Here is a 26,554-nt window from a genome sequence, read left to right as displayed (position 1 = left end):
CGATGAGTATTCACTCGATACAGAGTATAACGTATCACCAGTGTCCCATTCGTCTAGAGGCCTAGGACACCGCCCTTTCACGGCGGTAACAGGGGTTCGAATCCCCTATGGGATACCATATTTTTATTTTAGTGTTAACTAGAATTGGGGTTATAGCTCAGCTGGGAGAGCGCTTCGCTGGCAGTGAAGAGGTCCACGGTTCGATCCCGTGTAGCTCCACCAATTTTGTTGGTATCAACAAATAGCATCAATGTTTAGCCTACAGGCATTGATGAGTATTCACTCTATTTACTGAGTATAAGTAAATCTCGGCGTCCCATTCGTCTAGAGGCCTAGGACACCGCCCTTTCACGGCGGTAACAGGGGTTCGAATCCCCTATGGGATACCACATTAAACCACCGAAAGGTGGTTTTTTTATGTTTAAATTTTAACTTTAAGATTAGTGGCTTATCATCTCTGTTTGCCTTGTTATTACCCCTTTTTCCTACGCTCTTTGTGGACACTTATTGTAATTGGTATGACTGCGATTCATAAATTTGAGCCATAAAAAAAGGCAATCAAATGATTGCCTATCGATCTACTTAGAGATCAAGGGGACCGCGCTAGAAGTCCCAGGGAGATGATGAACAAAGTGAATATCACTGTTAATAGATTTGAGTGTTCATCTACTTAAAAGTTCAAAAATAATTGAAAATTATTTCAGAATATTGATATTTTCAATGTTTTAAAATAAATATAGATAAAATTCAGGTGGTTAACTGTTTAATTTATTTTAGCAGTGTTACAATTTTATCCGCTAAATCTTCAGGCTTGGTGGTAGGAGCGTATCGTTCCAGTACATTTCCTTTGGCATCGACTAAAAATTTTGTGAAATTCCACTTAATAGACTCGCTTCCTAGCAGACCTTTAGCCGATTGCTTCAGGTATTGGTAAAGTGGTGCAGCATTATCCCCATTGACATCAATCTTACTAAATAAAGGAAAGGTGACACCAAAGTTTAATTCACAAAATTGGCTTATGTCTGCTTCAGAACCTTGTTCTTGGCTACCAAACTGATTACAGGGGAATCCTAAAATCACTAGGCCTTGATCTTTATATTGCCGGTATAGTTGCTCTAACGCTTTATATTGAGGAGTGAAACCACATTTACTTGCGGTATTGACAATCAGTAATACCTTCCCCTTAAAACTTCCCATGTTGACGTTATTCCCTTGAATATCCTTAACATCAAATTGATAAATTTCTGCGCTCATTTTGTGCTCCTCAAAACCGTTTAATATCAAATATAGTTCATACCATGCTGTAAAGTGTTAAAGGTAAACCTTGAAGGCTTATTGTCGTTTCCCCATGGTTTTTTGACACTATAATGAATTGATTACAAGTGGTCAATTATATAGTGTGCAATTTAATTTATGTATTTGCTTATCATGGTAAATATCAATATAGTCTGCGCATTATTCACTTAATTAGATAAGGGGCGGGCTTATGGAAGAATTAAAGAACGAACTTATATCTGAACCTGAACAAGACATTACATCACAACTGCAAATAGAAGTGAGCCAAGTTGTTCTTCAACTGACTGAAGCAGAAGGTGAAGAGCAAGCTGAAGTGTTCAATGAGATTTTAAATGAAGCTGAAGCTGGCACTATCGCTATCTTACTTGAATCGTTACCTCTAGACGAACGTTATGAGCGTTGGCAGCAAGTTCAGCCAGAAGAGCGCGTTGATGTTTTAAACTTGATGCGTGCAGATCCTCGCTTAGGTATTTTGAAAAAGATGCCTGATGAAGAGTTAGATTTGCTGTTCTCGCAACTGAGTCCAGAAGATCTGATTGATTGGAGTGATTCGTTACCTGATAGTATTACCGATCGCGCTTTAGCGCAGATGGGCGAGCGACAACGCAAACACTTTGAATTGTATGACCAATATGACGAGAATGAAATTGGTCGTTATGCCGATCACCAAATGTTGGTATTAAACCCTGATTCAACGGTTGCACAAGGCCAACGTTTTTTTCGCCGTATTGATTTAGATTGTAATGATCACTTGTTTTTAGTCGATGCCAACGATAAATATGTGGGCACGGTGCGTCGCTATGACTTATTTAAAGCAGATGTTGAAAGTTTACTGTCAAGTTTAATTTGGCCCGATAGCCGAGTAATTTCTGCCGACTCGTCATTGATTGAATCTGCAGAAACTCTCGAGCATAGTCGTGAATTAGAATTACCGGTAGTTGATGACGAGGGAACATTAATTGGTCGTATGACACTACGTACAGCTACGGCACTGGTGCGTGAGCATTATGAAGCTCAACTCATGGCTACCGCTGGTATGGATGAAGATGATGACTTGTTCGCGCCAATTATTGTCGGTGCTCGCAGAAGAGCTGTTTGGTTAGGTATTAATCTGTTAACTGCATTTTTAGCCTCAGCAACGATTGGCTTATTTGAAAATGTGCTTTCACAAGTTGTGGCTTTAGCTGTGTTGATGCCCATTGTTGCATCAATGGGTGGCATTGCTGGCAGTCAATCACTGACCTTGATGATCCGTGGTATGGCAATGGGTCAGATTTCAGCAGGTAACGTTGTATCTTTGCTTAAAAATGAATTAGGCATTGGTGCATTAAACGGTGTTTTGTGGGCCATGGTTATTGGCTTAATCGCAGGTTGGTGGTTTGATGACGTTATTATGGGCATTATCATTGGTTGTGCCATTTTAATTAATATGGCAATGGCAGCAATAGCGGGAGTTATGGTTCCCATGATATTGCAGAAGTTTAATCAGGATGCGGCTTTATCAGGTTCTGTTATTTTAACCACAGTGACTGATGTTGTCGGTTTTTTCACATTCCTTGGTTTAGCCACCATTTTGTATTTATAAGCATTTCGTTACATGTCATTAATCAAAAAGGACCTTTTGGTCCTTTTTTGTTGTTGGTTGTTATGAAATCTTAAAAATGGTGTTTGATTGAATAGGGTAAGTTGCTTGAAATTAAGTCAATAACTTGATTTTAAATGCTTTATTTAATGACTCACGTATCATTTAGCTATCGACTAAATGAGGAGGAATTATGAAACGGCATTATATTTCAGCAATGCTTTTATCCGGTATTTGTACTTCGGCATTGGCGGGCGATGTTAACTTTGAAGTGAGTGAACAAGCTGTTTCTGCTGATGTGAAAACTGACATTTCGCCCAATTTAACTATGGGCGGAGGATATACATACTCTGACAATAAAGGCCAATTAGTGCAGTTTTCTATGCAGATGGCTCATCAAAGCGGTCCTCATTCTTTTGAAATAGGGCCTAAGTTTGTCCAAGCATGGATGGATAAAGGCCCAAATGCCACAGTACTGTCTGTTGGTGGTGAATATGGACTACAAATAGCTAAAAATATCACATTAAAAGCAGCGGCTTATTATGCGCCATCGGTACTCTCATTTGCAGACTCCTCAGGCTATTTTGAGTATGAAGGCAAAGCTGAGTATCGCTTTAACCCTAACATGGCGATTTCTTTAGGCTATCGAAAAGCATCGTTTGACTTTGAATCTGCGCCAAATCGCACATTCGAAGAGGGGATGTTTATTGGCGGCAAAGCCAGCTTTTAAAAAATAGGCAATAAAAAAGCAAGTTTGCTGTAACTTGCTTTTTAAACTTGATGATATAACCCTGTTGATTTACTTCCACTTGTTAGCGGGTGAAAACTCCATTTCAGCATTTTCATCGAAGTAACGGCGCTTGGTATCGCGGCGTCTTTGTTTTACTTTCTTCGACTTAGGTTTTCCTTTAATGTTGTCACCCCAAGGTGCATCATCTTCATCAAATTCAAATGTGTGTGCCATTTCTTAGCTTTCCAAAATACTATACCGCTATTGGTACAGGCTCTTTTTACCTAAAGTTAGTCAAAATCTAAAGCGAAATTTTTAGCTCAGATTGGTGAAATAAATTGCATGTCAAAGTGAGTAAACTTACTTTGGATAAGCTTATCAAATTTAAATGAATAAAATATGACATGATTAACCCTACCTAAATCGACTGTTAATGCTCGTTACATGTTGTTATGTGATATCGAAGAATTGTTTGATTTCATCTATTTGAACTAAGGCGTCCTGATACCCTAAATCAATTAATGCACTGGTATAGGCTTTTTCAAACAGTAAGTAAGAGACAATACTTGAATCAGATTGCTGACTTATACCAAATAAAGTCAACAGGTAACGAATTGCCATTGGCATTTCTAAATAGTAACGGGCAGCTATTTCACTTAAGTCTTCGCTCGGTTTAATGACTAAGGTTTCAATTTCACGTAAATTGAGTTTATTTTTATCTTCATCTGATATCAGGCTTAATGTGTGATTAACCCTCTGTAAGCGCTCAAGATCACTATTTAAGGTGTCAGAAAATATAGTATCGAGCAAATGACCCGCTATCGTCGCGGTTTTAGGATGGTGTTTGAGTTGTTTATCTTCTTGTTTATGCGGACTATCTAAGTTAATCACAAATAGTTTTTTTGCACCAAGATGGATAGGGCTAGATAAAGGGGACAATTGGTGAACAGAGCCGTCACCAAAAAAGGCACGGTTTAACTTGATTGATGGAAACACCATAGGTATAGCTGAACTAGCAAGCAAATGGTCGGTATTTAATTGGCTGCGTTGACCTTGTCTGCGAGCACGTCTCCAGTTTTGGATTGAATCTTTACCGTGAAAAAAACTGTATGACATCGAGTTGTTATAACAAGATGCATCAACACTAATAGCCTCCAATGCACCCAAATGAATATTTCTATCAATACGTTTAAAATCAATCAGTTTATTGAGTAATTCGCGTAATGGCTGATTGTTTAATAAGCTGCCAGCATCAGTGCTGATTTTGTCGTGTTGTAATCCTTTAATAGCCATTTTGACAAGGTGTTTAGTGACCCCAATTACCGATGATTCATAAACTTGATGGGTTTCAAAATGGCGCCAAACCCAATCTAACTTTTTCACCCCTAGGTGAAAACATGCGGCGTGGGTTGCTAGGGAAGTCGCATTAATTGCTCCAGCAGATGTGCCACAAATAATACTGAAGGGAACGTGCTGGTTTCTCGGGTATAACTGCACTAGGGCTTTTAATACACCTATTTGATATGCTGCGCGGGCACCGCCGCCGCCAAGTACAAGTCCTATCGACACGGTATAATTCAATCCTTTTTAATTATTCTTATGTAAGAGTATGTCTTGTTTTAAGTTTTCAGACTAGTCGGATAAGTATTTCTAGACTAATTATCTAGGGAATGTTGGTCTTTGTTGTGAAGTGTTTTTCGAGTTAAACCGTTTTTAGCCTAAATCTTCGGACTGGATATGTTAGCCATTTTAATTGCGTTTGTAATTTTTTAAGAAGAATCACGACTCTAAAAGTTTTGGCCTGTAAAAAGATGGTCAACCGTTCGCTGTAAAAATAACCGCCAAGATTAATAGGCCTGAATGGGTTGATGATGATATATCTTTTCAATCCATTAACTTTTCTTTGACAAGAGAGCGTTTTATCAGCTATTAACTTAGGGGTAGATAATAAAAATAAAATATTTTCGCTTCATTTATTAAGACAATCATCCTGGACTCAAAGAGTCACTGTAACAGTAAGGAATACCCATTGGCCCTGTTTAAAAAATCTGCTGATATGCCAAAGGACAATGCCGCGGAATTAACCTCTCGTGCTCAACTTCCACCATGGAAAATAGTCATTATTGATGATGAACCGGGGATCCACGATGTTACCAAATTTGCATTGAGTCAATTTAGTTTAGATGGCCGCGGATTAGCGTTTTATTCTTGTTTTAGTGGCCAAGAGGGATTTGAGTTACTGCGAGATGAGCAAGATATTGCATTAGCGTTTGTTGATGTTGTCATGGAAAATGATCATGCAGGGCTCGATTTAATCGAGCGGATCCGAGGTGAATTAAATAATCACAGCACACGAATAATATTAAGGACAGGTCAACCTGGCAGTGCTCCAGAAGAAAGGGTGATTCGAGATTTTGACATTAATGATTATAAAGCTAAAACAGAACTGACCGCTGCAAAATTAAAATCCTGTGTTTATACCTCTCTACGATCATATCGTGATATCAAGATTATCGAGCAAAGCCAGCGTGGTATGGAAAAGGTGATTTCTGCTTCTTCTTCTGTGCTGCGTAGCCATACATTACACCATTTTGGTAGTGCCGTTTTAGAGCAAACCCTACAACTGCTTAGCTTGAATAGCTCTGCTTTATATCTCACCAGCTATCATGAAGATTTATACCACGACACTCAAATGAATTTATTAGCCGCAACGGGTGAAATGGTAAGTTATTCCGAAATCGACAGTGTTGAGGCCTTACCTGGTAATGTTAAAGAATACATCATTGAAGCAATTGCGCTAAAAAAATCCATTGTGCATGACAATATTTACGTGGGTTTTTACGAGTTTGGTAATGATGTCACCAGCATTTTATATTTAGAGCATAATTCGGCTTTAACCCCGTTACAGGTCAGAATTCTTGAGCTTTTTGCTGCCAATGTGAGTCTCACATTTGAAAACTTATCCGGTAAAGAAAACGTTCAACAAACCCAAAAAGAACTGATTTTAATCATTGGTGATGCCATTGAACAACGCAGTAAAGAGACAGGTGCACATGTTCGACGTGTTGCATTAATGAGTGAAATATTGGCTGAATATCTCGGCCAAAGCCTCGACTTCATTGAAACAATCCGTTATGCGGCTCCGCTTCATGATGTAGGTAAAATTGGTATTCCAGAAAGTATTCTCCATAAACCAGGCAAATTGACTGACGATGAATGGCAAATAATGAAAACCCATGCTGAAAAAGGTTACAACCTATTAGCGGCGTCAAATCGGATTATTGCTAAAATGGGTGCCAGAATAGCCTACACACATCACGAGCGTTGGGATGGGCAAGGTTATCCTAGAGGCTTAGTGGGGGAAGATATTCCTGTTGAGGGGCGAATTATGGCAATTGTTGATGTTATTGATGCACTGCTTTCAAAACGTAGCTACAAGCCTGCGTGGCCAGCTGAAAAAGTGATTGAGTATTTGAATGAGCAATCGGGCAAACAATTTGATCCTGTAATGTGTGATGCCAGTTTGGAATTAATGGATCGATTTATTGAGATTCAGCGTCAAATGCCTGATTGTGCAGATGAAGTGCAGTAATTATGCATCATTCTCTTGAGAAGGTCCTATTTAAAGTCAGCCAGTCTGAACTTATTGATCAAGGTGATTTGCACAGTGCTTCACAATTAATTATAGAATCAATATGCATTGGATTGAATATTGAACGTGCCGGTATTTGGTTATTGGCAGAAGATAAACAATCAATTGAATGTTTTTTATTATTAGATAATGCCACTCGTCAAGAGAATATCAGTTTAACACGTGAACACTTTCCCAAATATTTTCAGGCATTAGACTCTGAACGCGTTATTTCGGCTGCAGATGCACATCAACATCCTGCAACACTTGAATTTACCGATGTTTATTTAAAACCTCAGGGTATTGTTTCTATGTTAGATAGCCCGATCCGTCATGCGGGTAAAATGATAGGCATTATTTGTTGTGAGCACCGTGGTGAAATTAAAAAATGGAGCCGCGATGAAGAAGTGTTTGTCGGTTCTTTAGCCGATTTATATGGCCGAGCGGTTAATGCCAATGAAGTAAGAAGCCACCAAGTTTTATTGGAAAAACTCAATAGTGAACTTGAAAGTATAGTGGCTAAAAGAACTGATGAGTTACAGCAGGCATTAATACACCTTAAAACAACTCAGGCCAGTTTAATTGAAAGTGAGAAGCTGGCCGCTTTGGGTAATCTGGTGGCAGGTGTGGCACATGAAGTCAATACTCCATTGGGCATTTCAGTGACTTCAACCAGCCATTGTATTGATGAATTAAATAAGCTTAAGAAACAATTTTTAGCGGGTGAATTAGACGAGCAAGAGTTCCAGTATTTTATTGAAACAATGACGGATGGCTTGTTATTAATTGAGCGAAATTTATCTAGAGCTGCTGAGTTAGTCCATAACTTTAAACGCACTGCTGCAGATCAACTTACCCTTGAGAAGGAATATTTTAATTTAACTGAGTATTTAGAACAAATATCAACTCCCTTAAGACCGCTAACACGTAAACAAGATATTAAGCTAGATATTCAGCTTGAAGATTCAATTATGGTTGAGTCTTATCCTGGTGCGATTGCACAAATTTTTACTAATTTAGTTTCTAACTGCTTTCGTCATGCTTATCCACAAGACTTTATCGGTAACAAAATCATTACGCTAGGTGCAAAATTATGCGGTGATGAGATAAAAATGTTTTATAAAGATAATGGTAAAGGATTATCCAAAGAAGCTAAGGAGAGGATATTTGAACCCTTCTTTACCACAGCCCGAAGTGCAGGTGGGACTGGACTAGGAATGTCGATTGTATATAACTTAGTTACCCAAAAATTAGGTGGGAGGTTAGAATTAATCTCTGAAGTTAATCAAGGCCTTGAAATTGATATATACATAAAGAAGTAATAAAAAACGCACTTTAAAGTGCGTTTTTTAATATCAGTTTCTAACCGAATAAAGCTTAATGAGAAGCCGTTAAAAAATCGATAATGTCGTCAAAAGGAATATTTTGTTTTTCGCCTGTTCGACGATTTTTATATTCAAATACGCCTTCATCGATATTTCTATCACCAATTACAACAACGTGCGGCAAACCAATCAGTTCCATATCTGCAAACATGACCCCAGGACGCTCTTTGCGGTCATCCATCAGCACTTCAATACCCTTAGCTTGTAAATCGGCATAGAGTTTTTCTGCTATCTCTGCGACGCGATGGGACTTATGCATATTCATTGGTAAAATACCGACTTTGAATGGTGCAATAGCTTCTGGCCAAATGATGCCACGATCATCATGGTTTTGTTCTATTGCTGCTGCAACAATACGGCTCACGCCGACACCGTAACAACCCATTAATAACACTTGTGCTTTACCATTTTCATCAAGCACAGTAGCATTCATCGATTTTGAATAGTTGGTGCCTAATTGGAAAATATGGCCCACTTCAATACCACGAGCCATTGCATAAGTGCCTAAATGATCAGGTGTTGGCTCACCTTCAACCACATTACGAATGTCTGCTGAAGTCGCGAGCGGCAGATCGCGCTCCCAGTTAATGCCGAATAAATGTTTATCATCTTGGTTCGCACCCGCAGCGAAGTCGCTTAATACCGCAACGCTATGATCGATAATGATAGGCATGCTTAATCCTACTGGACCAAGGGAACCTGGACCTGCACCAACAGATGCACGAATTTCAGCTTCAGTTGCAAACGCTAAAGGTGAAGCAACGGCTTCAAGTTTGTCTGCTTTGATTTCATTTAACTCGTGATCGCCGCGAACAATCAATGCGACTAACGGAGCTTCTTCAGTTGCGCCTTTAACGATTAATGTTTTAACCGTCTGGGTAATTGTTAAACCAAATTGCTCCACTAATTCTGCAATAGTTTTGGCATGGGGCGTATCAACTAATTTTAGCGCTTGCGTTGGAGCTTGACGAGTTTGTGTCGGCATTGGTGATTCAGCTTTTTCAATGTTAGCTGCATAATCACTACCTGTAGAATAAGCGATTAAGTCTTCACCACTATTGGCCAGAACATGGAATTCATGTGAAACACTGCCACCAATTGACCCCGTATCAGCAAGAACAGGGCGGAACTCTAACCCCATACGGCTTAAAATATTGCTATAAGCGGTATACATGGACTGATAAGTTTCATCCATAGTTTGCTGATCTAAATGGAACGAGTAAGCGTCTTTCATTAAAAATTCACGCGCGCGCATCACACCAAAACGCGGGCGAACTTCATCACGGAATTTAGTTTGTACTTGGTATAAGTTTAGCGGTAATTGCTTATATGAGCTTAACTCTTTACGCACTAAGTCAGTGATCACTTCTTCGTGAGTCGGGCCTAAAACGAAATCGCGGTTATGGCGGTCTTGAAAGCGAAGTAATTCAGGGCCGAATTTTTCCCAGCGACCTGTTTCTACCCATAAATCAGCAGGTTGAACTAACGGCATCAAAATTTCAATAGCACCTGCGTTATTCATCTCTTCACGTACAATAGCTTCAACTTTACGTAGTACGCGTAAACCTGACGGCAACCAGCTATATAAACCAGAAGCATTGCGGCGGATCATGCCTGCACGTAGCATTAATTGATGGCTAATCACTTCCGCATTGGCAGGCGTTTCTTTTTGTGTTGAAAGCAGGTACTTACTAACTCGCATTCCAGTTTCCATTTTAGTAAAAGTCAATGGCCGCCATTTTAGCACTTGAAGCGCTTATGTCACCTGATTATTAGCGGTTTTTCGGGTTAATTTATCTCGCTAGCTTTTATAGCCTAAACACTATTTGTTACGCCTATCACCAATGACTTTGGCAGGATTACCAGCAACTATGCTATAGGGCGGTATATCTTTAGTGACAATACAACCCATACCGATAATCGCATGGTCACCAATACAGACGCCATCTACAATACCAGCTTGTGCGCCAATCCAAACATCTTGTCCGATGACAATGCCTTTGGACGTCACGGGTTGTTCATAAATAGGGGCGTTAGGAGACATACCATGATTAAAGGCATAAATGGTCACATTATTAGCGATGCGGGTTTGAGAGCCGATAGTAATTCCTGCTCTGCCACCATCTAAACTGCAACCATGATTTATGGCCACTTCATTACCTAAAGAAATAGGGCCATGCATAAAAACATCGGCTGCAATCATGCATTTATTGCCAATACTAATATCCCTTCCGGGTTCGGCAAACAGTTCTGCTTCGGGGGCAATAAAGCTGTTTTCACCAATATTGATGGTTTCGAATTGTACTAATGTTTGTTGGATTTGTTGTTGCCAGGGTAATGCCCATTCAAGTAATTTAGGTTTTAATGAAAAATACAGCCAAGGCATCCACGACAGTCTTTTTTTATGCTGTGTCTGGTAATCAAGTGACGCCATGAAATATTCCCTCAGTGTGTAATGGATTCAGTTACTCTTTTAATTTGAGTTTAATCGTCCAGTAAAGCCACCGTTGTCGGTTTTAATTCTAGTACAACGATTTCCTGTTCGATGACTTGCCAAAAAATATCAAGATCATATAGCGCGACTTGGTATATTTTAGAATCGATTTTGGCTTTTTTATAAGCGGGTCTGGGATCTTGTGCAAGTACTGCAGATATTAACGTTTGCAGTTGAGGATATTTATCATTTTTAGCCAGTGAAACTAATTGCATTTGTGCTTTGGGGGTATAACTGACATTAATTAATTCGGGCGCATCTTGAGCAATGCCGCCCTTGGCATTGATGATGGCATCAGAAAAAGGAATATAAGGTTTTATATCAATAATTGGCGTACCATCTAATAAATCCATTCCGGATATTTCGAGACAGATCTTTCCTTTACGTTGAACAACGCCATGTAATTTAACCACAGATTGCCCAATACCATTGGGGCGAAACGTTGACCGAGTTGCAAATACACCCAATTTTTCATTACCACCAAGGCGGGGAGGGCGAACGGTTGTTTTCCAACCTTGGGCGAGATTTTCGTGAAAACAAAACAGTAACCAAAGGTGTGAATATTGTTCAATGCCTCTAATAGCATCAAGACTATTGAGTTCAGGAACTAATTCTACATAGCCTTTAACATCGACCAACCCTGGCTGACGTGGTATACCAAACTTTTGTTTATAAGGGGTTCGGCAAACTGCCACAGCATTAATTTGAGATGTAAACATGACAAGATTCAACTTGAGATAAAGTCAGCCAAAATAGCATTTACTTTGGCTGAATAAAAAAAATTGCGTTATTCTGCCTGGTCGCGTTTTATCGCTTGTCCGACACATAAACTCCGGCTAAAGCAGCCTGCTTCCTGTTCTTCGATAACCAAACATTGTTTGATAATAAGGCCATTAGCGCCCATGTCAGCCGCTTTTTTTCGCGCTTCTGTCCGCGCATCTTCAACCGATGCTGGAGCACCATTTTCCACATCTTGGCAAATTTCACCTTCGGCTAAACCGATAACGGAATAGCGGCCTTTGGGTAATATGTCACCTTCGTACAGTGTGACGTCACCTACTTTAAAATACTCATCAATCGCTTTACCATCAAGATTACTTTTGAATGCATAATCACCAGCGCAAGCCGTTAATAATAATGCAAATGAACAGGCGGATAACATTTTTACTTGGGTAGACGACATGAGTTAGCTCACTTAATTCAAATTTATGATAGTTTACTTTGTCTTTATTTGAGGCGAAAGCAAACCTTGTAAGGTATGGATAAAAAAGCGCTTACTTGAGTAAGCGCTTTAAATAAAACTATCGTTCAGCTTATTCCATACCAGGAATTAAGAAACTCTCCATAGATTTACCCGCATCGACTTCTTTTTTGAATACGGTTGGCATACGACCTTGACCCGTCCACTGAATTAATTCGCCATCAACAGTAATTTGATATTTGGCTGGACGAGGAGCGCGTTTTTTCGGGGCCGATTTAGTAGCAGTGACTTCACCTAGATCTTCAATTGATAATCCGCTATTTTCAATTTGAGCAAGGATCTCAGCGATACGAGCATTACGTTCAGCATTCGCAGCTTCATTTGCTTTAGCTTCTTCTTCACGCTCAACAATCACTTTATCTAGCTTTACGGCTAAATCACGTAAATCTTCAATGCTCAGTTCTTTAACCGCAGCTTTAAATCGACGGCCATGGGTTAAAATATCTAAAAAATCACTCATAATGTTAAACGTCCTAAATCAAATGGAATTTTAATAAATTATATCTGCTACTACATTATTGAACGATGCTATGCCGTATAGCATGTTAATTAACTTAAAAAATAAGTATTGATAACGAATTAAAAAAATCAATCACTTGCTACGCAGTAACAAATTATCATTGATGTTTTTTATTTTGCAGTGCATTCAACTAAACTAATAACAATTAATAAAATTTATTTTTATTAATGCACATAATAATAGAAACATATTCGACCTTGATCAATTTAATTTATCAAAAATAAGCTTATTTTATGAAATGATTTAAAAACAGGCTATTTATCGCCAATTAATGAGACAAGTTTGAGTCATTGTTACTTTTCCTTGCCAGTTTTGTGTTATATTTTTCAAACAAGCGTTTAACTTAGGTTGACGTTAACGTTAACAGGTCGTAAAGTTGAGCTATCTTGCATTGGCGTTGGCCAATGTGTTGCCCATAGACAAGGTGTAGAAAGGAAACCCTATGAAAGTATTGGTGCCTGTAAAGCGCGTCGTTGATGCCAATGTAAAGGTCAGGGTAAAAGCTGATCATTCAAATGTTGATACTGCGAATCTAAAAATGGCTCTGAATCCATTTTGTGAAATCGCTGTTGAAGAAGCTGTTCGCCTAAAAGAAGCGGGCATCGCCACTGAAGTCGTTGTGGTAAGTGTTGGTAGTAAAGCTGTGCAAGAACAATTAAGAACAGCGATGGCATTAGGTGCAGATCGTGCGATTCATATCGAAACCGATGAAGAGCTTGTGCCATTATCTATCGCCAAATTATTGCTGGCTGTGCAACAAAAAGAACAAGCACAGTTAGTGGTTTTTGGTAAACAGTCTATTGATGGGGATAACAATCAAACTGGCCAAATGTTGGCAGCACTTGCTGATATGCCACAAGCCACTTTTGCTTCAGAAGTGAAAGTTGAAGGTGACAACATTGTTGTCACCCGTGAAATTGATGGCGGATTACAAACATTAACAATGCCATTACCCGCAGTTGTTACTGTTGATTTACGTTTAAATGAGCCACGCTATGCTTCATTACCTAACATTATGAAAGCCAAACGTAAGCCACTAGATGTGCATTCAGTTACAGACCTAGCGGTAACGTTAAAGGCTCACCAGACGGTACTAAAAGTGACTCCACCTGCTGAACGTCAAGCCGGTATCATGGTGTCTTCAGTTGAAGAACTTGTTGAAAAATTAAAAATCGAAGCGAAGGTGATCTAATATGACCATTTTAGTTTTAGCAGAACACGATAATGCGCATTTAAAAGCAGATACCGCAAAAGTGGTTGCAGCGGCATCCGCAATTGGTGGTGATATTCATGTGCTAGTGGCAGGTCATCAATGCGCTGAAGCAGCAAACGCTGCCAAAGCATTAACGGGTGTAACTAAGGTACTTGTGGCTGATTCTGCCTTGTATGCAAATCATTTAGCTGAAAACCTCGGGAAATTAATTATCAGCTTATCTACTGATTATTCACATATTTTATCTGCGGCATCTAGCGTAGGTAAAGATACATTACCGCGAGTTGCTGCATTATTAGATGTGGCGCAAATATCAGAAGTGATCAGTGTTGAAAGTGCTGATACCTTTATTCGCCCAATTTACGCGGGTAATGCGCTTGCTACCGTTCAAAGTTTAGATGATAAAAAAGTGATGACGGTACGCTCAAGTGCATTTGATGCTGTTGCATCAACGGGTAGCGCAGAATTAGTCGCTATTGATACTGCAATTGATGCACGTACTCAATTTGTTTCGCAAACCCTGACAGAGTCGGCACGTCCTGAATTAGGTAATGCTGGAATTATCGTCTCGGGCGGTCGTGGTATGGGCAGTGGTGAAAACTTTGCCATCCTTGAACAATTAGCTGATAAGTTGGGTGCTGCTGTAGGAGCATCTCGTGCGGCAGTTGATGCAGGCTTTGTACCCAATGATTTACAAGTTGGTCAAACGGGTAAGATTGTTGCGCCAGATTTGTATATCGCCGTGGGTATTTCGGGTGCTATTCAGCATCTTGCAGGTATGAAAGACTCTAAAGTGATTGTAGCGATTAACAAAGATCCAGAAGCGCCAATTTTCCAAGTGGCTGATTATGGTTTAGAAGCAGACTTATTTGATGCTATCCCTGCACTGAATAATTTACTGTAAACGTGATCTTTGTCACAATATGTGGCGATGGGGTGGCAACCCCATCGCCACTATGTTTTCATGTGCACGCTTTTTTTGCCCTTTTAAGTAGAGGTGCACTGAATATGAGTCAAGTTAGTTAGGGTGATGCCTGCGATCTAGCTTAAAAGGATTCAGTGCCGAAGTTGTTATCGTTATCACACATAACAGCTGGTAAGGTTACCGAATAGGTGCCGTACTGCCATAGTATTTTTTGTCGGGATGACAAAGATAAATTACTATGGAGCGCTACTGATAGGACAGGTGTTCCTTAGCATATTTTTGCTTTGCACCGGTTCAGTTGCCCTCCATTCGTACATACACGAAGAATAAATAATGAACGTACTAAGTCATGCCGATTCGGCACTGTCACTGCTTCCCCCAGCAATCGCAATTGTTTTGGCGATTGTAACTCGTAAAGTATTGCTGTCTCTCGGTGTCGGTATTTTAGTGGGAGCATTGCTGCTCACACAGTTCTCATTAGGGGACACCAGCACATTTTTAGCTGAAACCGTCACCGGTCTGGTTTGGGATGACGGTGCATTAAACAGTTGGAATTTACAAATTTTAGGTTTTTTAATCATGCTTGGCATGATCACAGCGCTGATCACCGTGAGTGGCTCATCTCGTGCGTTTGCAGATTGGGCTAAAGACCGTATTCGCAGTAAACGCGATGCCAAACTGATGACCATGTTTTTAGGCTGTGTGGTATTTATTGATGATTACTTTAACAGTTTAGTCGTAGGGTCTATTGCTAAACCGATAACCGACAGATACCACATATCACGTGCAAAACTGGCGTACCTATTAGATTCAACCGCTGCGCCTGTGTGTGTGATTTCACCTATATCAAGTTGGGGCGCTTATATTATTGCGCTGATAGGCGGTATTTTAACGGCGCATGGATTTACTGATTCAGGGCATCTGAGTGTATTTGTACAAATGATCCCAATGAACTTTTACGCTATTTTCGCCCTGTTACTTTTGTTATGCGTGGCACTTTTGGGGCTGGATGTTGGCCCAATGCGCCAGCATGAATTAAAGGCGCAAAAAGGTGAATTGTATGATGAGTCTAAAGGCTTACCTCCTGGAGCAAACCCTGACTTACCCGAGGCAGATACAGGTAAGATCATCGGCCTGTTTTTACCCATCTTGGCGTTAATTGCCGCCACGGTTTACTTTATGATAAGTAGTGGTGCTGATGCATTAGCCGCCGAAGGTAAGCCATTTGATGTATTAGGCGCGTTCGAAAATACCGCTGTTAGCCAATCATTATTTTACGGTGCAATTGCTGGTTTTATCGTGACCTTGGTGCTGGCTTTTATGCAAAAGTTAGAAACCCGCATGGTATTGCTGGGTATGGTTGCCGGTGCACGATCGATGTTACCTGCCATTTATATTCTGCTGTTTGCATGGTCCATCGCCGGCGTCATTGGTCAGTTAGAAACGGGTAAATACATGGCTAGCTTAGTCACAGGTGCAATTCCGTTTGAATTATTGCCTGTGGTGCTGTTTATTCTTGCAGGCATTACCGCTTTTTCTACCGGAACAAGTTGGGGCACCTTTGGGATTATGTTACCTATTGCTGCAGATATGGCGATGGGAAGTGACTCGACCATGATGTTACCTATGTTGTCAGCAGTATTAGCCGGAGCAGTATTTGGTGACCATTGCTCTCCGATTTCGGATACCACTATTTTGTCTTCAACTGGGGCAAGTTGTCATCACATTGACCACGTTATTACGCAGCTGCCATATGCCTTAATTGTTGCATTGATCAGTATTGTTGGATATTCGGTACTCGGATTTACAGGTTCTATTATGAGCGGCTTCTTAGCCTGTAGCGTCGTGTTTGCTATTACAGTAATCGGGTTAATGGTTTATTCTCGCCGTTAAGCGATAGCATGGTTATTAAAATGCCGCATAATTAACATTGTGCGGCATTTTTGTTTGTGGTGTTCGGTATTAAACGAGTAGAATTTAGCAAAGTAAAAATATTGGAATTTCTTGTGGCGCAACTGTATTTCTATTATTCATCAATGAACGCGGGTAAATCGACCTCGTTATTACAATCTTCTTATAATTACCGTGAACGTGGTATGCACACTTTAGTGATGACAGCATCAATTGATGATCGTTATGGCGTTGGTAAAGTGGCATCACGAATTGGTATCGAAACTGATGCGCAGGTTTTTGCAAGTCATGATGATCTTAGCGAGATGATTGCACAGTCTCATCAACAACAGCATATTCATTGTGTGTTGATTGATGAAAGCCAGTTTTTGTCTAAAGCACAGGTTAAACAATTAACCTATGTGGTCGATATTCTTGACATTCCGGTATTGTGTTACGGATTGCGTAATGATTTTCAGGGCGAATTATTTACCGGTAGCCAGTATCTTTTGGCCTGGGCTGATAAGCTGGTAGAGCTTAAAACCATTTGCCATTGTGGCCGTAAAGCCAATATGGTTGTGCGCCTAGATGGCGAAGGCAAACCGATGAAAGAAGGTGAGCAGGTCGCTATTGGGGGTAACGAATCTTACGAGTCTGTGTGCCGCAAACATTTTAGAGAATTTTTGTGGGATTAAACATCTGAACGGTATAAATAGAAAGTCGAATTAAACCTGACATTGAATTCGACTTTTTATTTGCCTGAATATGGTGATCTTCAATTGAGGTTTGAACCAGCTACAAATTACAGTTTAAACCTTTCAACAGAAGCGGTAAGTGAGTGCGCTAGCTGGTTTAACTCTTTACTGCGTTTGGCCATTACTGATGACTCCTGAGCATTGGTTTCAGCCGAATCTGCGGTAACCATCATTGTATGTTCAATTTGTTCACTAAAACTTACTTGTTCATTAGCTGCTTGATTAATTCCCTGACTCATTTTGTTAATCGTCACCAAGGCTGCCTCGATTTGTTCAATCGCATCATGTAACGACTGGCTTTGCTCGACACATTGGTTTGCATCAGCTTGGCCTTTAGAAATTGCCTTTACGGCATTGGTTGTTTCATGCTGTAAAGCCGAGATCATAGTTTGAATTTCAGCGGTGGAAGACTGGGTTCTTGATGCAAGCGAACGCACTTCATCGGCCACTACCGCAAAGCCGCGTCCATGCTCTCCAGCTCGGGCAGCTTCGATGGCGGCATTTAAAGCAAGCAAGTTAGTTTGATCAGCAATGGCGCTAATGGTGACCAAAATGCCACCAATGTTATCACTGTGCTGGCTGAGATTATTCATGGTGTTAACTGCGTGACTTAAGCCTTTCGATAACTGTTCAATTCTATCGCGGTTATCATCTGCAATCCCCTTTACCTGTTTCCCCTGCGAAGAGGCTAGACTAATATGATTGGCTGATTCACTGGCTTGCTCGTTCACTAAACTAGAGCTGTGGTGAATTTGCTCTGCTAAACGCTTCGCTTGGTTGATTTGACCAATCTGATCGCTTGCCGAGTTGGCGATTTGCTCTCCCTGTGCTTGGGAACTAATGGCCGACTCATCCAGTAGATGCGCATCTCGACTGATATCTTGCAGCAAAGAGGTTAAATCGTCAGAGAGTTTGTTAATGTTATCCATTAACTCACCAAACTCATCATTATTGCGTTTTTCAAGCCTTCTTGATAAGTCACCACTGGCGATACGTGATAACGCTTTATTGACGGCTTGCAAAGGCCCCAGCATCGCCTTGGAAGTAAAATAGTAAATGATAATAGCAAGAACAATAAAAATAACAGCAAGCCCGATTGCTAGGGTTTGGGCTGTGCTAATTTCATTTGAGGAGGCGAGTTGATAATCAGCAAAGCGGTTATCAGCAAGGGTAATAAGCTGATTCAGTTCAGAATAACTTGATTCAAAATATTGATTTGATTGCTCATAAGCCATTTCAGACTGCTTTATTACCTCTACCACCTTACGTTGACTTTCATAAAGTGTACCAGGCGAGTCTAACAAGGTTTTCATTTGCTTGAATTGTTCTGCAAAAATTGCCAGTAAATCATCGGCAGGTAATGTGGCGGCCTGCTGTGTTAAAAACTGAAAATTGGTCTCAATACTATTGGCCATCATCATCACATCTTGCTGATGGTTATCGACACTTTTTAAGTCTGTAAAGCGCGCAACTTCAGCCATAATATTGCCCATATTATAAATGGTGTCGTCTAATCTTGTGCCTGTGCCGATCACTTCTTCAAGAAGACGGGCATTCTCTCCAGCATCAATCATTTCCAGATCAATCATGCTGTTACTGGCTTGATCTTTGATAGCCAAAAACTGTTGGAATTGTTTTTGATACTCTTGGCGGGTTTGTTCAATATTTAACTTGGCATTGAACATCAGTTCAGCTTGTTGACGATATTGGGCATATTGTTGGGTCACATTGTCCAATGCTCGTTTCATATTAGGTTGGTCGGCTACTTTAATGGCAAGATCATTCAAAGTGGCAGCATATTGTTTTTCTAACTGTTTAAATTGGTTAAAGCTGGCACTGATATCCGTGTTGCCGGTTTGAGAAAAAGCCAAACTCCCCGTTTTAACCATTTTTAATAAACTGAGTTGCAGTGAGTTGCTTTGGCTTTGTACCGGTTGAGCTAAGATTTCAATATTGGTGTTTGCTGTTTGAATTTGGTTTAGCGAACGATAAAAAAAGCTACTACCAGCAAGAAGTAACACACCTATAGTGGCAAAACCCAAAGCAATTTTTTGTTTAATTGTTAGCTCAAGCAAGTTCATATTTCGTCTCTTATTTGTTGTGCTGTACGCACTTTTTATTTTAATTATATGTTTTTAATAAGATTTAGTGTTTTCAGTGTAACCAAAATAATCAGAGGTTAACAGATTAAAGCTAGAGTGATTTCGTTTTATATCACTTTTATTTTGAGTAAAGACACTGTTTTATATCGGCAAACTGCCATTTAAGTGTAGTGGTTTTATTTTGTATGCGGGATAATTATCTTGCCCGTTTTTAAAAGAGATAGATCGCGATGCAACACTTCAGCCTTAATCAGCAGCCTTTGATCACGCCCTCTAAACTTGTTTGTATTGGACGCAATTATGTAGAGCATATATATGAGTTAGGTAATGATATTCCTGATGATATGGTGGTGTTTATCAAACCCAATAGTGCGATTAGCCCCCAACTTAACAGTATTCATCTGCAGCAAGCGCTTCATTATGAGGCTGAGCTGTGTTTTGTTGTCGAAAAAGGTCAATTTGTGGCAGTCGGCTTAGGGTTTGATTTAACTAAGCGTCAATTACAAAGCCAATTAAAATCCAAAGGTTTGCCTTGGGAGCGTGCCAAGGCTTTTAATGGTTCGGCAGTATTCAGTGATTTTGTGAGTATAAATCAACACACCCAAGGCGATGATAAGCAGCATTGGAGTTTCAGTTTAACCGTAGATGGCCAGTTAACGCAGTTAGGCCATAGTCAGTTAATGATCTATTCACCGAATGAAATCCTTGCTGAAGTCAGTGATTTTTTAACGCTGGAAAGTGGCGATATAGTAATGACAGGTACTCCAAAGGGCGTGGGAGAGGTAAAGTCTGGTGGTGTTTTTGAATTAACCCTATGGCAAGGGATTGAATATCATTCTGAAGCGCAACTGATCCATGATATTGCCCAAACCCAGCCACTCCTAAAACAACAGTGGTTAGCTATTTAATGGATACTCAACAAACGATGACAAATTCACATAGCCTATTAGCGCAACATTTATTCACTCAACGCAGCGCTATTTCACCAGCGTCTGAACATGTTGATTTAAAACCGCACAGTATTGATGATGCTTTCGCGGTGCAGCAACAAATGATCGCTCTTTCAAATCAAGATATTGCTGGATGGAAGTGTTTAACGCCACTGGAAAATGGCCAATTGATTTTTGCACCCATTTTGGCGCGGGCTGTGGTGGAACAGTTTCATTGCCCTATAATCCCCTCTGCTAAAACGAGCGGCTTACAAGCGTTAATCGAGCCTGAAATTGCCTTTGTTTTGGGACAAGACTTTACGGCTTATCAACATTACAGCAATGAACAAATAGATTTGGCTATCAGTGCTACCCATATGGCGCTAGAGTTAATTCAAGGTCGGTTCAGTACTGATTACCCCGCAAGCTATTATGAAAAGCTGGCTGATGGATTAAGTAATCAGGGGTTGTATTTAGGGCCGCAAATCGACAAGCCTCTTGCTTATCAAGCCAATAACATCAATATCACTGTGAGTCATAATGGCGAAGCGCACATGTTTGAAGGTGTGCATCCTTGTCAGTCTCCACAAGCCCCCATTTATTGGTTAATCAATTATTTAACATCTAAAGGTGTCAGTCTCAAAAAAGGTCAGGCGATAATAACAGGCTCATACTGTGGTGTGGTAAAGGTTCCGTTGGCAACCAATGTTGATATTGAATATCAACATTTGGGTAAAATAAGCGTCAGATTTGATCACAACCGATAGTTATGCGTTTTGATTAAGGTTTGATCAGCTTAATAGTGTTCGGGCATTTATAAATTGTTTGATATTTTGCTATATCTGCTGAGAAAACGGGAGGCAGGACTAAAACATTTCTGCCCCAAAGCGAGTTTAGTAGATGGCCTGCGGCCACCAACCTCGTGGCGCTTCGCCCACACCAGACCAAAGGGGCAAAACGCACGCTTTTTTTACAAAAGAAGCCCTTTGGAAAACCTCAGCGCCCCAGACGAAAAATGCTGAAAAGCGCATATTTTCGATGGAGTTTGATCCAGCTTTAAACTTCATTTCTAGCTTGCTTCGGCCATTGTCGCCTAATACAAAATCTCCCTAACGCTTCCGATAGGTATCTGAAGTAAATGGATTTACAAATGTCACTGTGGCAGGGATGCCAAAGAGTGACCGTAGCCTAACGAAAGCTAGCTTGGCATCCATGCCAAGCTCACGGCCTTTTCTCGATGACCTCAATTCATATTGAGCCTTTTAGCTGATTAGTTACTTATCTTTTTGCTTTTTATAATTGCCCAAATACAGTCAAATCGAAGAGATAATAATTCCAGTGTAAGCGCGGCCGTGACCGTCCATGACATGGACGTCATGGCCGAGCTTTCAGGGACGAACTTGCAGCGTGTCACGGTCGAGCTTGCACATAGGCCTGCGGCAGGCTGTGTTCTAAATCGTTTTTGTCCATAAATGAGCTTGAAAATGATCAAGTTTTATTATCAAAAAGCGACATTCATTATCTAATCCATTATCCAACTATTACGTTATTCTCGCTCATGACAGCCATGATTTTTATCAAACTATACGATGGTCGTACAATAATAGGGTTGGATAATTAAAGCTTAAATCGACAATTCAGTCTATGGGCCGATTTAAGCTGATTAAGTAGCATCGGTTGTTAAAGCGTGATGTCTAACCAAGCAGAGTTTAAACAAGTTGGGCCTAGGGTTTCAGTGCCAGCACGTTATCAATATCTGCCGCGCTATGACGGTTTGGTACTTGTTCCCATACTTCGCCCCAGGTTCGATTGACAATTCTGCCACGTTGCACAGCAGGGCGTTGCTCAATTGCTTTTGCCCATCGCAAAACATGGGTATAACTGGCAACATCTAAAAATACACCTGCGTTATAAAGGTTCCCCAATACGAGATTGCCATACCACGGCCAAATAGCGATGTCAGCAATCGAGTATTCATCACCACTAATATAGGCGTTTTGGGCAAGCTGTTTATCTAACAAATCTAATTGGCGCTTTACTTCCATTGAGAAGCGATTGATAGGATATTCAAACTTTTCTGGCGCGTAAGCGTAAAAATGGCCAAAGCCGCCGCCAAGATAAGGCGCAGAACCTTGTAACCAAAATAACCAGTTCATCACTTTGGTTCGCTTAGCAATGTCCGTTGGTATAAAGTGGCCAAATTTGTCTGCTAGGTATAATAGAATGCCGCCAGACTCAAATACATTTATGGCTTCAGCACCTGAGTTATCAACCAGTGCTGGAATTTTTGAATTGGGGTTCACGTGCACAAACCCAGATGAAAACTGATTACCTTCACCAATATTAATTAAGTGGGCATCATATTCAGCACCTTTCACTCCTAATGCCAGTAATTCCTCAAGCAGAATGGTCACTTTTTGGCCGTTAGGTGTTGCTAATGAATAAAGCTGTAAGTCGTGCTTTCCAACGGGTAAGGATTGCTCATGGCGCGCACCAGAATCAGGGCGATTGATACTGGCCCACTGGCCGCCATTTTCATTTTCCATTGTCCATACAGCTGGAGGCGTGTATTGGTTTGTCATGTTAAATCCTTGTTCAATTTTAAATCTGGCTGTTGTGCGCGGTGTGCAATGATTGAGGTTTGATGCGTTAATCTTTAAAATTCAAGTAGGTAGTATTAGCTATTTTTAGCTATTTTTAGCTATTTTTGTGCCACCGTCGTCAGTTTATCATTGGCAGATTTTTTCGGCGCATCAAGACTGGCTAGCACTTCACCTTCAGCTTCACGTAAAAGCATATCGAGCTCGCCACTGGCTTTCATGGATTTAATTACCGCATCAATTTTAGGCACCAAAGCTGCATTTTTAGGATTGATGTAATGGTAAAGCTCTAATGTCGCAAGTGCGGGGGGCAGGGGCTTAATGTAATCAATATTTAATTTTTTAAGCGCATATAAACCGTCGGCGGTATTGGTTAGTGCTACGCTGTTATTGCTCTCGCCTAAAGCCGTCATCATGCTTAATGTGTCATCATAATTGAACACATACTTTAGGCCGTGAGTGATATTGTCAGTGTGCTTTACCCCACGGACTTTTAATAAGTTGTGGTTGAGTAGTTCAGAATGAGACGCTAAGTTAATTTGGCTATTTTTATGCACAAACGCCATGGTTTCTAATTGATAATACGCAGTTGGTACGCGGATCATTGTTGGATTTTCAATACCATAAGTCCATATTCGCATGATCTCGCCATCTTTATGACCCGACACAGCTTCTCGCTGGGCACGCTTGCCAGGCATAGGCGTGATACTGATGGTTAATCCCAATTTTGCATAAATCTCTGGCAGCACTTTTGCGCCAACTTGTTGTTCAAACAAAAATTCTATAGAGGCAAACTGATAATCTTCAGTTTTGGCAAAACTTACGCCGCTAAAAACGATGGCAGCAAGGGCTAACATAAAACGATACTTCATTGATAACCTTGAATCTGTATTTTTATGATGTTCGGCACATCGAGGTGCAGAATGTATATTCACTTTTAACATTATAGTGTTTGCAATTAAAAGAGTAGACCTAGAAAAGAGTTATTTTATTTCAAGCTTTGGTGATTAATCGTCATCGTAATAAAAAACTGCTCATGCTAATTTGAAAAAACACTCGATATAGGCATTAAATTCTATTTCTCTACAAAGACTTATTATAAAAACTGCCTTGTTATTGTGTTTTCCCATGGCGATGTTTGCTCGCTGATTTACGATAATAGGTTTCATTCAGACAATAAAAAAGACGCCAAAGGCGCCTTTAATCAATACCAAAACACAGTATTTTTATTGCATCAAAGATACGGCTTCCATATCTAACTCTATATCCGTACACCCTTTTGCACAGTAAATACCAGGAGGTTTAGCACTTGGCTTGGCATTTTTTGTGTTGGGCGGCAATTGTAAGGTAAGCGGTTTATTGCATTCACTGCAGGTTGCGCTATTTCCTTTCATCATGCGTTTAATCAAATTTTTATGTTGATTAAAAGACGCTAGAGTCGTGTTATTAACGGCTGAAAAATCCAGTTTTTGCGTTTCGCTCATTACCATTACCTAGTGTAAGTTTCTGTTAATCATAGGCATGTTAACAGACCTTATTGAATATTTTATCGAGTGCAGATAGCATTGTTGACGCTAATTACTTCACTTGATCCTGTGGACGCCAGCGTTGTAGTTCAACAGGCACTGCTACACCTTGCGCCGTCAATAAGTTAACTCTAGCTTGGTAGGCGGCGCCGTGCATCATATGTTTAGCTAAGTCTACCGCATTTCGCTTAGTATAATCATCTAAATAACTGCCTTTAGCCCATTCATTGAAGGCACCAAGTGCTGGGCCTGCCCATATTTGATAATCCATTTCACGACCAACTTCACCGGTATTTGACCAACGACTTGATAGGCCAAGATACCAGCGGAAAATTAACGCCATTTTACGTTTTGGATTATCTTTAGCGCGTTCAATTTGCTTAGGGTCGCGTTCATTAAAATGCGCAACCGTACCCGCCCAAATATCATCAAGACTTGAACGAAACACTTGTTTTTCCAGTTTTTCACGCTCATCGGCTGGGATCGCTTCGATAGAATCATAACGGGTATAAATTTCGTATAACTTGTTGGCACGCATCGGGAATAGCGTGCCGCGCTTAACCACTTGCAGTTTTACGCCCATTTCAAACATATCTGCAGCTGGTGCCATGGTGACATCAGCCATTTCGGTCGTCGCAAGTAATTTACGGGTATGCTCACTGGCACCCGCTTCAACACAAGCCTGATTAATTGAGCCTGTTACAATAAAGGCTGCTCCCATGTTGAAGGTTGCTAATGCCGCATCGGGCGTGCCCACACCGCCACCACATCCTACACGGATTGGGGTTTTGTATTGATATTTAGCTTGAACTTTATCTTTTAGGGCTAAAATCGTCGGCAATAAGGTGACCAACGGACGGTTGTCGGTATGCCCCCCCGAGTCTGCTTCGGCGGTAATATCATCCGCCATCGGCACTTGTTGGGCTAATTCCATTTGTAATGGAGTAATTAATCCTTCATCGACTAGCTGTTGTAGCATTTTGACTGGCGCAGGTTCCATAAATTTAGTCGCCACTTCAGTACGGCTAATTTTAGCGATCACTTTATTGCCAATTACCACTTCACCTTGGCTATCAAGGCTAAGGCCCGCGGCTCGGTAATAAACGATTTGCGGCGTTAAGCCCAAAAAGGCTGAGGCTTCTACAGTACGAACCTTATGTTTTAAAAATAGTTCGACACTGCCGCGCTCAAGTGCAGGCTCACTCGGGCTATGGATCAAGTTAAACATATATGGGCCATTGGGCAGCGCAGCTTGAATACGCTGAATGGCTTGTTCCACGCGTGATGGAATAAGGCCAGCAGCACCAAATGAGCATAAAATACCGGCTTGACCAAGTGCGATGACTAATTCTTCAGAGGCAATACCGTTGGCCATAGCCCCTGCGTAATAGGCATATTTTACCCCATGAACCCGACGAAAATTACTGTCACCTAAGCTTTGCGTGCCAAGGGCTGGGGCAAAAGCACTGACAGGTAAATGCTGCGCATTGGCATCATTACTGGCAATGTTGGCTATCTCGTCTTGCTCGGTAATCACTTGTGCCTGCTGCGATACACCTAAGCCTTGCTCTGGGTGATTAATCAAATAGCATGACTTTGTGAGGTCTTTTAATTTTTTACCCATATTAACAGGGTCAAAGCTGGCATCGCTTGAGGCAACTTGCCAAGGCCATGGAGAAAGCTTTTCGTTTTGGATACTTATTGTCATTATTATT

General features: G+C 40.7%; 24 protein-coding genes, 3 tRNA genes and 1 riboswitch. Of the genes, 13 read left to right on the top strand and 14 right to left on the bottom strand.

What is annotated here, in order from left to right; translation table 11 throughout:
- Positions 1-42 precede the first annotated feature (42 nt).
- From OHT75_RS17615 to OHT75_RS17605, 3 genes are all read left to right on the top strand, one after another.
- A tRNA-Glu gene (locus OHT75_RS17615) sits at positions 43-118 on the top strand.
- Between the two features lie 28 nt (positions 119-146).
- Positions 147-222, top strand: a tRNA-Ala gene (locus OHT75_RS17610).
- A 91-nt stretch (positions 223-313) separates the two neighbouring features.
- A tRNA-Glu gene (locus OHT75_RS17605) sits at positions 314-389 on the top strand.
- Positions 390-768: 379 nt separating this feature from the next.
- Here the strand turns inward: OHT75_RS17605 and OHT75_RS17600 are convergent.
- Positions 769-1,254, bottom strand: a complete 486-nt coding sequence (locus OHT75_RS17600) for a glutathione peroxidase (RefSeq protein WP_264728967.1) — start codon at positions 1,252-1,254, stop codon at positions 769-771.
- Positions 1,255-1,486: 232 nt separating this feature from the next.
- On the opposite strand from OHT75_RS17600, the gene OHT75_RS17595 reads away from it, so the two are divergent.
- Positions 1,487-2,881: a magnesium transporter gene (locus OHT75_RS17595; RefSeq protein ID WP_264728965.1), complete on the top strand. Its 1,395-nt coding sequence runs from the start codon at positions 1,487-1,489 to the stop codon at positions 2,879-2,881.
- Between the two features lie 190 nt (positions 2,882-3,071).
- Positions 3,072-3,608 (top strand): YfaZ family protein, encoded by a 537-nt coding sequence (locus OHT75_RS17590; protein WP_264728963.1) that lies wholly within the window; start codon positions 3,072-3,074, stop codon positions 3,606-3,608.
- 69 nt (positions 3,609-3,677) lie between these two features.
- Here OHT75_RS17590 and OHT75_RS17585 read toward each other — a convergent pair whose 3' ends face one another.
- Together OHT75_RS17585 and OHT75_RS17580 are read right to left on the bottom strand one after the other, a co-directional pair.
- Complete coding sequence (locus OHT75_RS17585) at positions 3,678-3,842, bottom strand: small highly charged protein (protein WP_261299727.1); 165 nt, start codon at positions 3,840-3,842, stop codon at positions 3,678-3,680.
- Between the two features lie 216 nt (positions 3,843-4,058).
- Positions 4,059-5,177 carry a patatin-like phospholipase family protein gene (locus OHT75_RS17580; RefSeq protein ID WP_264728961.1) on the bottom strand — a complete coding sequence of 373 codons (1,119 nt, stop codon included), beginning with the start codon at positions 5,175-5,177 and terminating at the stop codon, positions 4,059-4,061.
- Positions 5,178-5,637: 460 nt separating this feature from the next.
- On the opposite strand from OHT75_RS17580, the gene OHT75_RS17575 reads away from it, so the two are divergent.
- Together OHT75_RS17575 and OHT75_RS17570 are read left to right on the top strand one after the other, a co-directional pair.
- Positions 5,638-7,200, top strand: a complete 1,563-nt coding sequence (locus tag OHT75_RS17575) for a DUF3369 domain-containing protein (protein WP_264728959.1) — start codon at positions 5,638-5,640, stop codon at positions 7,198-7,200.
- A gap of 2 nt (positions 7,201-7,202) precedes the next feature.
- On the top strand, positions 7,203-8,561 hold the full coding sequence (locus tag OHT75_RS17570; protein ID WP_264728957.1) for a GAF domain-containing sensor histidine kinase: 1,359 nt from the start codon (positions 7,203-7,205) through the stop codon (positions 8,559-8,561).
- 55 nt (positions 8,562-8,616) lie between these two features.
- Here the strand turns inward: OHT75_RS17570 and OHT75_RS17565 are convergent, their stop codons facing one another.
- From OHT75_RS17565 to OHT75_RS17545, 5 genes are all read right to left on the bottom strand, one after another.
- A complete protein-coding gene (locus OHT75_RS17565) occupies positions 8,617-10,326 on the bottom strand; it encodes a proline--tRNA ligase (RefSeq protein ID WP_264728955.1) in 1,710 nt (569 codons plus the stop codon).
- Positions 10,327-10,446: 120 nt separating this feature from the next.
- The gene (locus OHT75_RS17560) at positions 10,447-11,058 is read right to left on the bottom strand and encodes an acyltransferase (RefSeq protein ID WP_264728953.1); all 612 of its coding nucleotides are present in this window, start codon (positions 11,056-11,058) and stop codon (positions 10,447-10,449) included.
- 50 nt (positions 11,059-11,108) lie between these two features.
- Complete coding sequence (gene tsaA, locus OHT75_RS17555) at positions 11,109-11,837, bottom strand: tRNA (N6-threonylcarbamoyladenosine(37)-N6)-methyltransferase TrmO (protein WP_264728952.1); 729 nt, start codon at positions 11,835-11,837, stop codon at positions 11,109-11,111.
- 68 nt (positions 11,838-11,905) lie between these two features.
- Positions 11,906-12,301, bottom strand: coding sequence for an Rcs stress response system protein RcsF (gene rcsF, locus OHT75_RS17550; RefSeq protein ID WP_264728950.1), 396 nt, complete (start codon positions 12,299-12,301; stop codon positions 11,906-11,908).
- 130 nt (positions 12,302-12,431) lie between these two features.
- Entirely contained in the window at positions 12,432-12,839 is a 408-nt protein-coding gene (locus tag OHT75_RS17545) for an H-NS histone family protein (protein ID WP_264728949.1), read from the bottom strand.
- Between the two features lie 502 nt (positions 12,840-13,341).
- On the opposite strand from OHT75_RS17545, the gene OHT75_RS17540 reads away from it, so the two are divergent.
- The 4 genes from OHT75_RS17540 to OHT75_RS17525 all read left to right on the top strand — a co-directional run bounded on the left by OHT75_RS17540 (position 13,342) and on the right by OHT75_RS17525 (position 17,622).
- Positions 13,342-14,091 carry an electron transfer flavoprotein subunit beta/FixA family protein gene (locus OHT75_RS17540; protein WP_264728947.1) on the top strand — a complete coding sequence of 250 codons (750 nt, stop codon included), beginning with the start codon at positions 13,342-13,344 and terminating at the stop codon, positions 14,089-14,091.
- 1 nt (position 14,092) lies between these two features.
- Positions 14,093-15,016, top strand: a complete 924-nt coding sequence (locus tag OHT75_RS17535) for an electron transfer flavoprotein subunit alpha/FixB family protein (protein ID WP_264728945.1) — start codon at positions 14,093-14,095, stop codon at positions 15,014-15,016.
- Between the two features lie 80 nt (positions 15,017-15,096).
- Positions 15,097-15,294, top strand: a riboswitch (Lysine riboswitch).
- Positions 15,295-15,370: 76 nt separating this feature from the next.
- Positions 15,371-16,930, top strand: coding sequence for a Na+/H+ antiporter NhaC family protein (locus OHT75_RS17530; RefSeq protein ID WP_264728943.1), 1,560 nt, complete (start codon positions 15,371-15,373; stop codon positions 16,928-16,930).
- Positions 16,931-17,043: 113 nt separating this feature from the next.
- Complete coding sequence (locus OHT75_RS17525; RefSeq protein WP_264728941.1) at positions 17,044-17,622, top strand: thymidine kinase; 579 nt, start codon at positions 17,044-17,046, stop codon at positions 17,620-17,622.
- A 107-nt stretch (positions 17,623-17,729) separates the two neighbouring features.
- Here the strand turns inward: OHT75_RS17525 and OHT75_RS17520 are convergent, their stop codons facing one another.
- Positions 17,730-19,763, bottom strand: a complete 2,034-nt coding sequence (locus tag OHT75_RS17520; RefSeq protein ID WP_264728939.1) for a methyl-accepting chemotaxis protein — start codon at positions 19,761-19,763, stop codon at positions 17,730-17,732.
- A 251-nt stretch (positions 19,764-20,014) separates the two neighbouring features.
- Between OHT75_RS17520 and OHT75_RS17515 the strand changes: the two genes are divergently transcribed.
- On the top strand, positions 20,015-20,692 hold the full coding sequence (locus tag OHT75_RS17515; protein ID WP_264728937.1) for a fumarylacetoacetate hydrolase family protein: 678 nt from the start codon (positions 20,015-20,017) through the stop codon (positions 20,690-20,692).
- Positions 20,692-21,480 (top strand): hypothetical protein, encoded by a 789-nt coding sequence (locus tag OHT75_RS17510; RefSeq protein WP_264728936.1) that lies wholly within the window; start codon positions 20,692-20,694, stop codon positions 21,478-21,480. The genes OHT75_RS17515 and OHT75_RS17510 overlap by 1 nt, the downstream gene beginning before the upstream one ends.
- Positions 21,481-21,606: 126 nt before the next feature.
- On the opposite strand, the gene OHT75_RS17505 is transcribed toward OHT75_RS17510, so the two are convergent.
- The 5 genes from OHT75_RS17505 to pfaD all read right to left on the bottom strand — a co-directional run bounded on the left by OHT75_RS17505 (position 21,607) and on the right by pfaD (position 26,547).
- Positions 21,607-21,780: a hypothetical protein gene (locus OHT75_RS17505; protein WP_264728934.1), complete on the bottom strand. Its 174-nt coding sequence runs from the start codon at positions 21,778-21,780 to the stop codon at positions 21,607-21,609.
- Between the two features lie 657 nt (positions 21,781-22,437).
- On the bottom strand, positions 22,438-23,295 hold the full coding sequence (gene yghU / locus OHT75_RS17500) for a glutathione-dependent disulfide-bond oxidoreductase (RefSeq protein ID WP_264728932.1): 858 nt from the start codon (positions 23,293-23,295) through the stop codon (positions 22,438-22,440).
- 119 nt (positions 23,296-23,414) lie between these two features.
- Positions 23,415-24,185: a substrate-binding periplasmic protein gene (locus OHT75_RS17495; RefSeq protein WP_264728930.1), complete on the bottom strand. Its 771-nt coding sequence runs from the start codon at positions 24,183-24,185 to the stop codon at positions 23,415-23,417.
- Between the two features lie 354 nt (positions 24,186-24,539).
- A complete protein-coding gene (locus OHT75_RS17490) occupies positions 24,540-24,797 on the bottom strand; it encodes a hypothetical protein (RefSeq protein ID WP_264728928.1) in 258 nt (85 codons plus the stop codon).
- Between the two features lie 94 nt (positions 24,798-24,891).
- Entirely contained in the window at positions 24,892-26,547 is a 1,656-nt protein-coding gene (gene pfaD / locus OHT75_RS17485) for an eicosapentaenoate synthase subunit PfaD (RefSeq protein WP_264728927.1), read from the bottom strand.
- Positions 26,548-26,554 lie beyond the last annotated feature (7 nt).

The organism is Shewanella subflava (assembly GCF_025971955.1).
Taxonomy (GTDB): domain Bacteria; phylum Pseudomonadota; class Gammaproteobacteria; order Enterobacterales; family Shewanellaceae; genus Shewanella; species Shewanella subflava.
The sequence above is the reverse complement of the archived record's forward strand: the minus strand, read 5'-3'. Positions and strand labels throughout refer to the sequence as shown.

Bases quoted from the DNA above. Each gene is read 5' to 3' on its own strand.
- OHT75_RS17600 (WP_264728967.1), bottom strand. From the start codon at position 1,254: ATGAGCGCAGAAATTTATCAATTTGATGTTAAGGATATTCAAGGGAAT.
- OHT75_RS17595 (WP_264728965.1), top strand. From the start codon at position 1,487: ATGGAAGAATTAAAGAACGAACTTATATCTGAACCTGAACAAGACATT.
- OHT75_RS17590 (WP_264728963.1), top strand. From the start codon at position 3,072: ATGAAACGGCATTATATTTCAGCAATGCTTTTATCCGGTATTTGTACT.
- OHT75_RS17585 (WP_261299727.1), bottom strand. From the start codon at position 3,842: ATGGCACACACATTTGAATTTGATGAAGATGATGCACCTTGGGGTGAC.
- OHT75_RS17570 (WP_264728957.1), top strand. From the start codon at position 7,203: ATGCATCATTCTCTTGAGAAGGTCCTATTTAAAGTCAGCCAGTCTGAA.
- OHT75_RS17565 (WP_264728955.1), bottom strand. From the start codon at position 10,326: ATGCGAGTTAGTAAGTACCTGCTTTCAACACAAAAAGAAACGCCTGCC.
- OHT75_RS17560 (WP_264728953.1), bottom strand. From the start codon at position 11,058: ATGGCGTCACTTGATTACCAGACACAGCATAAAAAAAGACTGTCGTGG.
- tsaA (WP_264728952.1), bottom strand. From the start codon at position 11,837: ATGTTTACATCTCAAATTAATGCTGTGGCAGTTTGCCGAACCCCTTAT.
- rcsF (WP_264728950.1), bottom strand. From the start codon at position 12,301: ATGTCGTCTACCCAAGTAAAAATGTTATCCGCCTGTTCATTTGCATTA.
- OHT75_RS17545 (WP_264728949.1), bottom strand. From the start codon at position 12,839: ATGAGTGATTTTTTAGATATTTTAACCCATGGCCGTCGATTTAAAGCT.
- OHT75_RS17540 (WP_264728947.1), top strand. From the start codon at position 13,342: ATGAAAGTATTGGTGCCTGTAAAGCGCGTCGTTGATGCCAATGTAAAG.
- OHT75_RS17535 (WP_264728945.1), top strand. From the start codon at position 14,093: ATGACCATTTTAGTTTTAGCAGAACACGATAATGCGCATTTAAAAGCA.
- OHT75_RS17530 (WP_264728943.1), top strand. From the start codon at position 15,371: ATGAACGTACTAAGTCATGCCGATTCGGCACTGTCACTGCTTCCCCCA.
- OHT75_RS17520 (WP_264728939.1), bottom strand. From the start codon at position 19,763: ATGAACTTGCTTGAGCTAACAATTAAACAAAAAATTGCTTTGGGTTTT.
- OHT75_RS17515 (WP_264728937.1), top strand. From the start codon at position 20,015: ATGCAACACTTCAGCCTTAATCAGCAGCCTTTGATCACGCCCTCTAAA.
- OHT75_RS17510 (WP_264728936.1), top strand. From the start codon at position 20,692: ATGGATACTCAACAAACGATGACAAATTCACATAGCCTATTAGCGCAA.
- OHT75_RS17505 (WP_264728934.1), bottom strand. From the start codon at position 21,780: ATGAAGTTTAAAGCTGGATCAAACTCCATCGAAAATATGCGCTTTTCA.
- yghU (WP_264728932.1), bottom strand. From the start codon at position 23,295: ATGACAAACCAATACACGCCTCCAGCTGTATGGACAATGGAAAATGAA.
- OHT75_RS17495 (WP_264728930.1), bottom strand. From the start codon at position 24,185: ATGAAGTATCGTTTTATGTTAGCCCTTGCTGCCATCGTTTTTAGCGGC.
- OHT75_RS17490 (WP_264728928.1), bottom strand. From the start codon at position 24,797: ATGAGCGAAACGCAAAAACTGGATTTTTCAGCCGTTAATAACACGACT.
- pfaD (WP_264728927.1), bottom strand. From the start codon at position 26,547: ATGACAATAAGTATCCAAAACGAAAAGCTTTCTCCATGGCCTTGGCAA.